At 47.0% G+C, this 12,124-nt stretch carries 11 protein-coding genes; 6 read left to right on the top strand and 5 right to left on the bottom strand.

Annotated features, from left to right (window positions below; all coding sequences use genetic code 11):
• Positions 1–42: 42 nt before the first annotated feature.
• Both AYK67_RS16490 and AYK67_RS16485 read right to left on the bottom strand, forming a co-directional pair.
• A complete protein-coding gene (locus AYK67_RS16490) occupies positions 43–723 on the bottom strand; it encodes a P-loop NTPase family protein (protein WP_068089478.1) in 681 nt (226 codons plus the stop codon).
• Positions 720–1,808 (bottom strand): AI-2E family transporter, encoded by a 1,089-nt coding sequence (locus tag AYK67_RS16485; protein ID WP_068089475.1) that lies wholly within the window; start codon positions 1,806–1,808, stop codon positions 720–722. The genes AYK67_RS16490 and AYK67_RS16485 overlap by 4 nt, the downstream gene beginning before the upstream one ends.
• Before the next feature lie 277 nt (positions 1,809–2,085).
• Here AYK67_RS16485 and purM point away from each other — a divergent pair, with 277 nt between their 5' ends.
• From purM to AYK67_RS16470, 3 genes are all read left to right on the top strand, one after another.
• On the top strand, positions 2,086–3,159 hold the full coding sequence (purM, locus tag AYK67_RS16480) for a phosphoribosylformylglycinamidine cyclo-ligase (RefSeq protein ID WP_068089472.1): 1,074 nt from the start codon (positions 2,086–2,088) through the stop codon (positions 3,157–3,159).
• A complete protein-coding gene (gene purN, locus AYK67_RS16475) occupies positions 3,156–3,779 on the top strand; it encodes a phosphoribosylglycinamide formyltransferase (RefSeq protein WP_068089470.1) in 624 nt (207 codons plus the stop codon). Before purM ends, purN begins: the two co-directional genes overlap by 4 nt.
• A 123-nt stretch (positions 3,780–3,902) precedes the next feature.
• On the top strand, positions 3,903–4,226 hold the full coding sequence (locus AYK67_RS16470) for a DMT family transporter (RefSeq protein WP_068089468.1): 324 nt from the start codon (positions 3,903–3,905) through the stop codon (positions 4,224–4,226).
• A 29-nt stretch (positions 4,227–4,255) separates the two neighbouring features.
• Here the strand turns inward: AYK67_RS16470 and AYK67_RS16465 are convergent, their stop codons facing one another.
• The 3 genes from AYK67_RS16465 to ndk all read right to left on the bottom strand — a co-directional run bounded on the left by AYK67_RS16465 (position 4,256) and on the right by ndk (position 7,794).
• Positions 4,256–6,346: a molybdopterin-containing oxidoreductase family protein gene (locus AYK67_RS16465; RefSeq protein WP_068089465.1), complete on the bottom strand. Its 2,091-nt coding sequence runs from the start codon at positions 6,344–6,346 to the stop codon at positions 4,256–4,258.
• A gap of 62 nt (positions 6,347–6,408) precedes the next feature.
• On the bottom strand, positions 6,409–7,218 hold the full coding sequence (gene panB, locus AYK67_RS16460; RefSeq protein WP_068089462.1) for a 3-methyl-2-oxobutanoate hydroxymethyltransferase: 810 nt from the start codon (positions 7,216–7,218) through the stop codon (positions 6,409–6,411).
• A gap of 153 nt (positions 7,219–7,371) precedes the next feature.
• Positions 7,372–7,794, bottom strand: coding sequence for a nucleoside-diphosphate kinase (gene ndk, locus AYK67_RS16455; RefSeq protein ID WP_008551976.1), 423 nt, complete (start codon positions 7,792–7,794; stop codon positions 7,372–7,374).
• Positions 7,795–8,288: 494 nt separating this feature from the next.
• Here ndk and AYK67_RS16450 point away from each other — a divergent pair, with 494 nt between their 5' ends.
• From AYK67_RS16450 to AYK67_RS16440, 3 genes are all read left to right on the top strand, one after another.
• Complete coding sequence (locus AYK67_RS16450) at positions 8,289–8,825, top strand: DinB family protein (RefSeq protein WP_068089458.1); 537 nt, start codon at positions 8,289–8,291, stop codon at positions 8,823–8,825.
• A 113-nt stretch (positions 8,826–8,938) separates the two neighbouring features.
• On the top strand, positions 8,939–10,837 hold the full coding sequence (locus AYK67_RS16445; protein WP_068089455.1) for an ABC-F family ATP-binding cassette domain-containing protein: 1,899 nt from the start codon (positions 8,939–8,941) through the stop codon (positions 10,835–10,837).
• 833 nt (positions 10,838–11,670) lie between these two features.
• A complete protein-coding gene (locus AYK67_RS16440; RefSeq protein ID WP_068089452.1) occupies positions 11,671–12,105 on the top strand; it encodes a MarR family winged helix-turn-helix transcriptional regulator in 435 nt (144 codons plus the stop codon).
• The last annotated feature ends 19 nt before the right edge of the window (positions 12,106–12,124 follow it).

Below are 12,124 nucleotides of genomic sequence, written 5' to 3'. Positions count from 1 at the left end.
ATTCATCACGCGTCATGACAAGAATATGACAGCTACCTTTGATTATTCATTAAGGTTTTCTAATAGTCTAGAGGCCATAACGCGGGTTATTTTCGTTCCACTTGCCAAGGCTTGCCGGTCGAGCAGCTCAACAACATTTCTTGCAGCGTAAAGGGAGCGTTCGATACGTAAAACCAGATAATCTATAAGTGTTGAATCAACAGCAACCTGGCGGTCTGCGAAGAGTTTTGTCATCACCATTTTCAGCAGCATATCATCGGGCTCATGTATTTCAACTGGTGTTGTTGCGCGAAAACGTGAAGATAAATCAGGGACTTGTATATTTAATGCTGCGGCTGGTTTGCGTGATGTTAAAAGCATAAAAGAGTTTTGTTGGCGAACGGCATTGAATAGATGAAACATATTTCGTTCATCAAAACCTTCATGTAAATCCTCAATCGCAACGGGACCGGCTTCAACCAGTTCAGGCAGCAGTTGTGGTGTCAGCTCTTTAGCTTGGCATATATTTGCACCACTTATTTCGCTCCACGCACTCACCAGATGCGATTTTCCCGAGCCAGCGGGACCATTGACCATCACAATAGGTGATGGCCACTCGGGCCAGCTGGTTACCAGCTTATATGCAGCCTGATTCGTATCGGTTACCAAATAGTCATCGGCTCCCAATGCCTCCTCGTGTGGGAGCACTAGTGGTAATTGTTGCGGATTGGCCGTTTCATTCATTCCAACTCTTCCTGAGTATTTTCTGTGGGCGCAGCGCCCCTATATAACTTGCTGGCAAGATATTGCTCTAATGCAAATCGCGCTAGTACCCCTACCACCGCAGCAGCCGGAATTGCGATTAACATCCCCGCAAACCCCAGTAAAGAACCAAAAGCCAGCAATGCAAACATCAACCACACTGGATGTAAGCCAATGCTATTGCCTAATAATTTAGGTTGCAGAATGTTTCCTTCTAAAAACTGCCCGATTGAGAAAATGATAAATACCGTAACAATCATAAAATAATCTGGCCAAAACTGTGCAATAGCCACACCTATTGACAACAGAAAGCCAACCAATGCCCCCACATAGGGAATAAAGCTGACAATACCCGCTGTAAAACCAATAAGTAACCCGTAATGAAGCCCCACAGCCATGAGGCTAACCGCATAAAATGTCCCCAGAATCAGACACATCATACTTTGACCGCGGATAAAACCTCCTACAGCCCTGTGCATTTCCATTGCAAGTTCTTTAATGGTGTCGTGTTGATCTCTTGGCAGCCAGCTATCGATTTTTTCCATCATACGGTCCCAGTCTAGCAGAATGTAAAAGGCTACTACTGGCGTAATCACGAATAACGATAGTAAGGAAAGCAGCGCTTGCGAACTGCTCCATATGGAAAGAAGTAATGTTCCAAGCCAGCTTGCCGCTTGTGTTACCAATCCTCCCATTTGGGACTGAAGCTTATCGGTTGTAAAACCAATGGCTTCCAAACGGTTTCCTATAACAGAGTTTAAGATAACCTGAAGCTTTCTAAGAAGCTCGGGTAAAGCTGCAACCAATTGTAATAACTGATCCCCAAGCAATGGAAACATTATAAGCAGTGCAACAACAAATATAATGAGAAAACTCAACAAGATAGTAAGAGTTGCCCAAGTTCGGCTCATACCAATTTCTTCCAGCTTATCGGCAATGGGATCAAGCAGATAAGCAAGAATTAAACCAGCGATGAATGGCAGGAGAATGTCTTGAAAGAGCAGCATAAATAAAATGAAGACCGCAAAGGTTCCAAGCCAGAAATATATTTTCTTTTTTAATGTCATTATGCCCTCTTTACAGCAGTGAAGGTTTAAATGAAAAACTATTCATAAAGTGAAATCATTTCAAAAACACTTCATGCATCCGGTCCACAATCAAAGTTTCTAGCAGATTTAGAGAAAATACCCGAATTAACCCTAGAACTACTGTGATTAAGCATTCAATTCTCTTTATATCACTCTTGCATTTATAATGTCTTTTGGGTTCTATGCCAGCCCATAGCCTTCATTACACATCTGGTTTTCCATAGGCCAGAGTCGATTGAAAAAGGAACCCCTGAGAATGAACCAGACTGGGAATAACGGTCTTACATATAGTGAAGCCGGTGTCGATATTGATGCGGGTAATACCCTTGTCAAGCAGATCAGTCCATTGGTTAAAGCCACGCGCCGTCCTGGTGCTGATAGCGAGATTGGCGGCTTCGGGGGCTTGTTTGATTTGAAAGGGGCCGGGTTTAAAGACCCTATTTTGGTTGCCGCCAATGATGGTGTGGGCACAAAGTTGAAAATTGCCATTGAAACTGGCGAGCATAGCGGGGTTGGCATTGATCTTGTGGCTATGTGCGTGAATGATCTTGTGGTGCAAGGTGCCGAGCCGCTTTTCTTCCTTGATTATTATGCTTGTGGCGCGTTGGACGTTACCGAGGCAACCTCCGTGGTCTCTGGTATTGCCGAGGGCTGCAAGCAAGCTGGTTGCGCCCTTATTGGCGGCGAAACCGCTGAAATGCCGGGTATGTATGCTAAGGGAGATTACGACCTAGCCGGTTTCGCTGTGGGTGCAGCAGAACGAGGTGCATTGTTGCCAAGTCGCGATTTACAAGCGGGCGATGTACTACTAGGTCTTGCTTCCTCGGGTGTCCATTCTAATGGCTTTTCCTTGGTGCGAAAAATCATCGAGCATGCTGGTTTAGGCTTTGGCTCCCCTGCTCCATTTGCCCCAAACTCTTCCCTTGGGCAAGAGCTAATGGTACCCACCCGTATTTATGTGAAGTCCCTACTGGCTGCCATTCGTGGTACACAAGGCGTGAAAGCTTTGGCCCATATTACTGGCGGTGGATTGCCAGAAAACCTGCCACGTGTTCTACCAGATGATTTAGGTGCAAAAATCGATTTGACAGCAATTAACGCACCCGCTGTATTTGGCTGGCTCGCTCAAGCTGGTAATGTGGCTGAAAGTGAAATGCTGCGGACATTTAACTGCGGCGTTGGTATGGTGGTTGCTGTGAGTGCCGACAAGGTGGCTGAGGTTACTCGTATACTGGAAGAAAATGGCGAACGCGTTTGCCAACTGGGTGTGCTGGAACCACGTAATGGTGAAGCAGTCCAATTCACCGGTTCACTTGGATTTTCGCAATGAGCGTTTACCGGAAGAAAGTTGCCGTACTCATCTCCGGGCGCGGCAGCAATATGATTTCGTTGATTAATGCAACTCGAACTGCGGATTTTCCCGCTGAGATTGTTGTGGTCGGCTCTAACCGCCCCGACGCGGCGGGGCTAAGTTATGCCCGAAACGAGGGCATTGCATGTTTTGCCCTTGATCATAAACAATATGGCAAGGACCGTGAGGCCTTTGAACGGGATCTTGATGCAAAGCTTGAAGAGAACGGCGTAGAACTGGTAGTGTTGGCCGGTTTTATGCGGCTGCTGACCCCGTGGTTTGTTAACCGCTGGCATAACCGCTTGATTAATATCCACCCGGCCTTACTGCCGGCCTTTCCCGGGCTTGATACCCATGAACGGGCCATTGAAACCGGCGTAAAGGTGCATGGTGCGACGGTGCATTTTGTCACGGCCGAAATGGATGTTGGGCCGATTATAGCACAGGGCATTGTGCAAGTAGAAGATACCGATGATGCCAATCGTCTTGGTACAAGAGTTCTTGAAATCGAACACCAAATCTACCCGCAAGCCCTGCGGTTAATTGCTAGTGGCAACTATCGAATTCACGGTATGCGTGTGCTGGCGACGGACAAGTAGTCCCAATTTTCCTGTTATCACGGCCTTGGTTCGCATTGTACAAAGATAAATTGTTTGAAAAAGAGGTAATACGCCGTTCAATTGAACGGCGTGTTTTCTAATCACCAGCCAGATGAGGTTGTTATGAGTTTAGCATGGTTGGCACTAATTCTCGGCGGGTTGTTTGAAATTGGGTGGCCCTTAGGATTGAAAAACAGCTATTCCGAGGCCGGTACAAATTTGGGCTGGATCGCATTTTCTATTGTCTCGATGACACTCTCTGGAGCGATGCTGTTTTATGCACAAAAGACCATTCCTATGGGCACAGCCTATGCGGTCTGGACCGGCATCGGAGCCGCAGGTACGTTCGCGGTAGGTGTCGTATTATTTGGCGATACTCTTAACGCTATACGAATGGTATCAGTGCTCTTGATTATCACCGGGGTGATTGGTCTTAAACTGGCATAGGCAAAGGGGCGCTGTTTCTTTAGCAGCTGTTATATTGGCTCAAGGCGCACGGCAATGTCATGGAAAGCAGCGCCGCCATAGGGCGCGGTTTGATCTGCACCTGTCAAGGTATTGATGCCGCAGCCGTTAATAAAGCACTCATTGGGCCATATCCCTTCGCTGATTAAAATGCCGCGCTGCTGCCCCTCTCCCGATCCGATGTCTTTTGCAATTTTAGCATGAAGCTCAACACGGCCGCGGGTGTTGGTAAGTGCTACCGGCGCTTCTTCTTCTATACCCAATTGCTGGGCATCTTCGGCATTTATCAGCACGTAAGGACGGCCTTCTTTGTCGCGAGAGCCCTTGGTTTCGTTAAAGGACGAATTCAGGAATGAGCGCGCCGGTGCCGTCACCAGTTTAAATGGCACCTCTTCACTTACCGCCTCATTCACCTCCCAATGATCTGGCAGGCGAGGCATTTGCTGCCATGGTCCCATTGGGCCAGCATTTGGTGCTGGAATTTTACTCCAATCTGGAGCAAAGCGGAATTTTTTGTCGCGATACCCAAAACCACTCAGATAATGCGCTTGTTCAAAATCAGGCTGACAATCCTTAAACCCATGCTCTTCCATCTCTGCCAAAGTGCCATGACCGGAGTTTTGCAATATCCAGTCCACATGCTCGCGAGCGCTCATGTGATGCCCCTTATGATCCGTACCATTCAGCCGTTTGATAAGTTCGTTTAAAACCCAAAGGTTTTCTCTCGCCTCTCCCGGGGCTGGCATGAGTTTGGGGCCCAATAAAATTGAGTGGCCACCGGCTGCCTTATAGATATCGTCGTGCTCGGTAAACATGGTGGCTGGCAATACAATATCAGCAAAGCGGGCGGTTTCGGTGAGGAATTGTTCATGCACCACAGTGAACAAATCTTCCCGCTTCAACCCCTGATGCACAAGTGTTTGCTCAGGTGCCACACTAGCGGGATTGCAGTTCTGGATAAATAGTGCGTTTACAGGCGGGCCATCGTGTAAGGCTGTGTCGTCTCCAGTGAGAACACGGCCAATTTGCGACATATCCAGTTGGCGGCTATGGCGGTCTGCCAACTCACGCGCTTCAACGCGGGAGGTATTGAGACCATAAATTGCGCCATTATTATGAAACGCACCGCCTCCCTCATACTGGTAGTGGCCACCAACAACAGCGATACAAGAGGCCGCGTGCATATTCGTCACGCCATTGCGCTGACGGGTAAAACCATAACCCAAACGGAAAAATGTGCGCTTATTCTGCCCTACCAAAGCGGCAAAATCTTCGATCTGCTCAACGCTTAGCCCAGTTATTTGGGCGGCCCACTCGGGTGTTTTTTCACGCAGATGCTCCGCCAACTCCTGCGGGCAATCTGCATATTTTTCCATATAGGCATGATCGGCATAACCATCTCGAAACAAAACATGCATTACGGCACAAGCAAGAGCACCGTCGGTACCGGGCCGTAGTATCAGTTTGATATCGGCTTGCTGCGCCGTGGGCGTATCGTAAACATCAATAACAACGATTTTGGCAGCGCGGGTTTTACGTGCCTTGATGGCATGGGTCATCACATTCACTTGCGTGGCCACGGGATTGGTACCCCATATGACCACGCAATCAGAAACCGCCATTTCCTTAGGGTCTGGTCCTGCCAGTTTGCCCGTTCCGGCAATATAGCCCGTCCAAGCCATATTGGTACAAAAGGTCTGGTACATGCCCGAGTACCCTTTGGCATGACGTAGGCGATTGATACTATCTCGCTGCACCAGCCCCATGGTACCGGCAAAGTAATAGGGCCACACGGCTTGCGGGCCATGCTGTTGTTCTGCTTCAAGAAACTTTTGGGTTATTTTCTCCAGTGCTTCATCCCAGCTGATGCGCTTAAACTTTCCCGAGCCCTTAGCTCCAGTTCGCTTTAATGGGTATAGCAGTCTATCCGGGTGGTGTTGGCGCTCGCTATAACGGGCGACTTTGGCGCAAATCACGCCGGCGGTATAGGCATTCTTTTTGGAGCCATAAACACGCCCCAAACGACCTTGCGGAGTAATTTCTACTTCCAGAGCACAAGTTGAAGGGCAATCATGCGGACATGCTGTTTTATATTTTTGCATTGAAGAATGCCCTTTGTCCTCGTTAGAAAACACAAATGGAGGACTAATTTGAACTATTCTATTTATTTAAAACTATGCTCTTCGGAAGGAAAGCTTTGATTTTTGACTTCACTTGCATATTCGGCAACAGCTTTGGAGATGTTCTCCTGTAAATTGGCGTAGCGTTTGACAAATTTGGGCTGGAAATCAGCAAATAGGCCCAGCATGTCTTCGGTCACCAATATCTGCCCGTCGGTTAAATTGGATGCGCCTATGCCGATAGTCGGGATAGTAATCGCCATTGTTATTTGCTTTGCCAGTTGCGTGGGGAGCTTTTCCAGTACCACGGCAAAAGCCCCGGCGTTTGAAACGGCAATAGCGTCTTGAAGAATTTTGTCGCCATCCTCACCGCGCCCTTGCACCTTGTATCCCCCAAATGAGTTTACCGATTGCGGTGTCAAGCCAAGGTGCGCCATAACCGGAATGCCGCGCTCTGTTAAAAATTCAATGGTTTTTGCCATATAAGCACCCCCCTCAAGCTTTACCGCATCACAGCCGGTTTCGCTCATAACACGTGCAGCAGCTTCAAAAGCTTGCTGAGGGCTTTGCTCGTATGTTCCAAAGGGCAAATCAACAACCATCACTGCTTGCTTCAGCCCTTTTTTGACGGCTTTTGCGTGCAGTATCATCATTTCTAAAGTGACTTCGAGTGTTGATTCCATACCATGCAACACCATGCCCACACTATCGCCGACCAGTACCAGTTCGCAGTGCGGGTCGAGTAATTTGGCCTGAGGCGTGGTATAGGCCGTCAGGCAAACTATTTGCTGATCGCCTTTCATTGCCTGAATTGTCGGTATGGTTATTTTTTTTGTTTTCTTGGTGACACTCATTTACCGCTCAGCCTCATAGATCTAACAGTATTTTATGTAGGAGTACTTAGTTGCAGAAAATAAGAGATAAAGAATAGTCTTTTTGCTGTCAAAGATAAGATACAAAAAAGGGCCGCAAAAGCAGCCCTTTTCGCTCAATTCTAGGCCAAAGTATTAGCCAACAATTTCAGTTCCGGAGAACCAGTAGGCAATCTCTTCAGCAGCTGTTTCAGGAGCGTCAGAACCATGAACAGAGTTTTCGCCAATTGAAAGCGCGAATTCTTTGCGAATAGTACCTTCTGCAGCATCCGCTGGGTTCGTGGCACCCATTACTTCGCGGTTTTTGGCAATTGCGTTTTCGCCTTCCAAAACCTGAACGATGGTTGGGCCGGATGACATGAATTCGGTCAACTCACCAAAAAATGGCCGCTCTTTGTGTACTGCATAAAAGCCTTCTGCCTCGCGCAAAGACATCCATACGCGTTTGGAGGCAACAACACGCAGACCTGCTTCTTCCAACTTTGCGGTGATAGCACCGGTGAGGTTACGCTTTGTTGCGTCTGGCTTAATCATGGAAAAAGTGCGTTCAATAGCCATAGAAATCTGCCTTGAATTTAACAGCAATGCTGCCGGTCCTGGACCTTGTAGATTCGTTTGTTTTCAAGTTGCTTCTAGCAACCCCATGCGGTTGAGATATACGTTCAAAAAATGCTAAAAAGCAAGTTTGCGAGGAGTTCTTGAGAGTTACAAACTGTGCTTATCCCGTAATTTTTTAAGTAATTACGATTATTTTAAAGGGGTGACAAAATCTAAATTTATTGCCGTATTTTGAAAGTCATCGTGCAAAGGTGCTCATAAACAGCGTGAATTTGATATTTGATAATCTTAGAAAGAAATCGATCATTCCTTGATTAAAATCACCAAGGTAACGAAGGGGCTTCATTTCCTTAGGTGCGAGTTCACAAATTGATACCGGTCATTTTTCTATGTATCAATCGAGGGTAACTTGAGTTGAACTCATGGGGCCAGCGCCTCATAATTGTTTCGCATTTCACTTTACAGCGCTTTGCGCTCTACCTGAGGACGGATCAATGAAGGCTGCCTTCACTATGTACGCTGCTTATAACAAGTGGGCCAATAACCTTTTACTTGATTGTTGCGCGGCAATACCCAGTGATGACTATCACAAGGATTTAAAGGGATATTTCCATTCCATTCATGGTACATTAGAGCATCAACTCATTGCCGATAGAGCTTGGTTACAGCGTTTTACTGGTGAGGGAGACCCGGTAACCTCGCTTGACGAGAGTATTTGCGGTGATTTTGACGATTTACGTGCACGGCGTGAGCGATTGGATGAGCGTATTTGCGGGGTCGTAGAACAGATGCGTGAAGCCGACTTACTACGCACGCTTATATACCGCACCATCCGCAAACCTTTAGTTATGCAACAACCTTTAGGGGCCGCCCTCTTCCACTTCTTTAACCACCAAACGCATCACCGTGGTCAGGTGCACAGTTTCCTCACACAATTGGGGCATAAGCCGCCGGCGCTTGATATGATTTATTTCCAACGTGAAACGGGTCATGGTATGTCACGGGATGAAGACAAGGTTGAGACTCAGTAGTTTCATCAAGGTCTGATAGGCGAGGAACTTTGTAGCTGACAAATTTGCAGATTATATCAAGAAAACAGCTTTAGACTCTTGAAATGCATTGGTAGACGCGTCAAACACGATGCATGTTACAGATTTCGAACCTGACCTACCGAATTGCCGGGCGTTTGTTGATTGATAATGCCACGGTTACCATTCCTTCCAGCGCCAAGACTGGCCTTGTGGGCCGCAATGGCGTTGGAAAATCGACACTTTTTAAACTATTGGTTGGCGACATTACCCCAGAAAGCGGTGATGTGCATATGCCGCGCCGGGCAAAGGTCGGACAGGTTGCGCAAGAAGCGCCGGGTACAGACGACAGTTTGCTGGATGTGGTGCTCGCGGCAGATACCGAGCGCAGCGCATTGTTAGCTGAAGCTGAGACCGCTCTCGATCCGCACCGGATTGCCGAAATTCATACCCGCCTTGCCGATATTGATAGCCATAGCGCGGAAGCACGTGCCGGGGCGATTTTACATGGACTTGGTTTTGATGCGACAGCGCAACAGCGCCCTTGTAAAGACTTTTCTGGTGGCTGGCGCATGCGGGTGGCCTTGGCTGCCCTCTTGTTTTCCGAGCCAGATTTTCTACTGCTTGATGAGCCAACCAACTACCTTGATCTTGAAGGTACCCTTTGGCTGGAAAACTTCATAGCCCGCTATCCGCATCAGGTGATTTTGATCAGCCATGACCGTGATTTGCTGAATAATGCGGTTGATTCCATTGTGCATATGGATAGCGGCAAGCTGACCTATTACCGTGGCGGTTATGACAGCTTTGACCGCCAACGGCGCGAAACCATCGTTTTGCAAAAGAAGGCAGCGGAAAAACAAGAAAAAGAGCGCAAGCATTTACAGGCGTTCGTTGACCGGTTCCGGGCTAAAGCAACTAAAGCAAAACAAGCGCAGTCTCGTGTTAAGATGCTTGAAAAGCTTCAACCGATTATGGTTTTAGATGAAAGCTCGGGATTGCCGCTGACGATCCCCCAACCTGAGGTTAAACTCTCTCCACCTATCATTAAACTGGAACAGGCCAGCGTTGGTTATGGTGAGAAAAAAATACTCTCGCGATTGAACCTCAACATTGACCATGATGACCGGATTGCGTTGCTTGGGGCCAATGGCAACGGTAAATCGACCTTTGCCAAGTTGCTGGCGGGCCGCTTGCCACTTATGGATGGCCATATGAGCGTGTCGACGAAACTAAACACGGCTTTTTTTGCACAACACCAGCTGGATGACTTGATCCCGGAGGCCAATCCAATTGAGCATGTGCGCCGCTTGATGCCTGATGAACCGGAAGCCAAAGTTCGATCACGTGTCGATCGCTTTGGCTTACCAACAGATCGTATGCTGACGCCTGCAAAAGATCTTTCGGGCGGTGAAAAAGCCCGTCTGCTATTAGGGCTTGCCACATTCACCGGCCCCAATCTGGTCCTACTTGATGAGCCGACAAACCACTTGGACATTGATAGTCGCGAAGCACTTGTGCACGCTATTAATGATTATCAAGGGGCTGTTATCCTCATCAGCCATGACAGGCATTTGGTTGAGGCATGTGCCGACCGGCTATGGCTTGTGGGAGAAGGAACGGTGCGCCCTTATGATGACGATATGGAGGCGTACCGCCGTTTGATTTTGCAAGGTGATTCTAAGCCTAGCAATAGCGCGTCTACCAATACCAGTAACTTTGAAGCCGGTGCGACATCTATATCGGCTCAAGATAGACGGCGTGAGGCCGCAGAAAAACGCGCCCAGTTAGCGCCTTTGAAAAATAAGTTAAGTGCTCTTGATAGGGAGATCGCCAAGCTACAACGCTATATTGAGAAGCTTGATGCCCTTTTGGGGGATCCAGAGATTTATATCAAGGCCCCTGACAAGGCTAGTGAGCATGCAATTCGCCGCGCTGGTTATGTAAAGCAAATCGAAACCGCCGAAGAGAAATGGTTGGAGTTATCCGAGGAAATTGAGAGCCTTAGTTCTTGATAAAATAGTTTGATAAGCTGATTTAATATATTGGCAACAAACCCATATATTACATATTAGTTTAATCTAACTGAGGTGGCATTAGCCTTTTCTGGGTACGCTTTTGAGATCGAGATTTGCGCTTTTGCTCCACTGTACTCAAGACAAATGCGAGCTCTTTGCACGATTGTTGTGGTCTTTGCGATTGCTCTTCTCTTTGCGTAAAATTGCTAATCGTTACGAAGTAAGATCCAAATCTTTCGGTGACAATTCATTAGGGCGCGACTTCTTTCTTCGTCAAATGTCACCATAGCAATTGCTTTACAGTCTTGATGTAGTGTCGTTTTTGCAGAGTTTTGTCCAGAATTTAACCATCCTGATCCAAAGTGCACTACAAGGAATATCGATGTCCTTGTAACATAACTACAACCACATCAAGGTACCATACATTTGAATCACTTACATCTTTGTACTGTAGGCGGAGAACCTATACTGAAGGATAAGCGATGGTAAAACCAAAACACGTGAGTTATAATCTTAGGTGGGAGACACTGACGTTTATAACTGATCGCAGCCAATGTCATCCTCACACTTTACAAGATAGAACTGTTTACAATGTTATGTTGATAATACCCATTACAGCGTCAGTTTGAGCGATTAACCCAATCATATGTATTCAAGATACTGTAAAATTACACCAACGTAAGTGATTGATAAGAAATAGTTTTTGCTGCGGATTTCGTAGTAACTCAAAATGCTATATTGAAATACATAGAAATAGCCCTTGAAATAGTTGACGCGATCAACTATCTAGTTTCCAGATTATGAAAACGAAACTTAAGGGCTAAAGTTCTATGGATGATTGCTGTCCAAAAGAGAATATTTGCGATACGCTTTTGTCTATTTCCTGGTACTTGGGCAACCAATGCTGCGATGATAGCCCGCTGATACCCGCAGAATATCAGGCCTTAAAAGTCATACGCGATACACCTTCTTGCCCGGTACAAGCCTTAGGCTGTGCGTTGGGGATTACAAAAAGTGGGGCCTCGCGTATGGTTAAAAGACTAATTGAACAACAACTAATCGAAACATTTGTTGACACCAATGATGCTCGCTTGCGTAAACTTGTATTAACCGAGCTGGGCCATACACAATTACGCCAGATGGCGGCATCGCAAAAACGACACATATCGAAGCTACTCGTTGAGGTGCCAGAAAAAGATATGTTGCATTTGCAAACTTGCCTAAAAACCATCGCCAAGGCTGTTCCATCAAAAACAACAGCCTGATTTATAGCTTGGAAAGAAT

The sequence above is a fragment of the Polycladidibacter stylochi genome (assembly GCF_001562055.1).
Classification (GTDB): domain Bacteria; phylum Pseudomonadota; class Alphaproteobacteria; order Rhizobiales; family Stappiaceae; genus Pseudovibrio; species Pseudovibrio stylochi.
Note: the sequence above shows the minus strand (reverse complement) of the source record. Positions and strands in the feature narration are given on the sequence as shown.

Excerpts from the sequence above, each read along its gene's own strand:
- AYK67_RS16490 (WP_068089478.1), bottom strand. The coding sequence starts at position 723 with ATGAATGAAACGGCCAATCCGCAACAATTACCACTAGTGCTCCCACAC.
- AYK67_RS16485 (WP_068089475.1), bottom strand. The coding sequence starts at position 1,808 with ATGACATTAAAAAAGAAAATATATTTCTGGCTTGGAACCTTTGCGGTC.
- purM (WP_068089472.1), top strand. The coding sequence starts at position 2,086 with ATGAACCAGACTGGGAATAACGGTCTTACATATAGTGAAGCCGGTGTC.
- purN (WP_068089470.1), top strand. The coding sequence starts at position 3,156 with ATGAGCGTTTACCGGAAGAAAGTTGCCGTACTCATCTCCGGGCGCGGC.
- AYK67_RS16470 (WP_068089468.1), top strand. The coding sequence starts at position 3,903 with ATGAGTTTAGCATGGTTGGCACTAATTCTCGGCGGGTTGTTTGAAATT.
- AYK67_RS16465 (WP_068089465.1), bottom strand. The coding sequence starts at position 6,346 with ATGCAAAAATATAAAACAGCATGTCCGCATGATTGCCCTTCAACTTGT.
- panB (WP_068089462.1), bottom strand. The coding sequence starts at position 7,218 with ATGAGTGTCACCAAGAAAACAAAAAAAATAACCATACCGACAATTCAG.
- ndk (WP_008551976.1), bottom strand. The coding sequence starts at position 7,794 with ATGGCTATTGAACGCACTTTTTCCATGATTAAGCCAGACGCAACAAAG.
- AYK67_RS16450 (WP_068089458.1), top strand. The coding sequence starts at position 8,289 with ATGAAGGCTGCCTTCACTATGTACGCTGCTTATAACAAGTGGGCCAAT.
- AYK67_RS16445 (WP_068089455.1), top strand. The coding sequence starts at position 8,939 with ATGTTACAGATTTCGAACCTGACCTACCGAATTGCCGGGCGTTTGTTG.
- AYK67_RS16440 (WP_068089452.1), top strand. The coding sequence starts at position 11,671 with ATGGATGATTGCTGTCCAAAAGAGAATATTTGCGATACGCTTTTGTCT.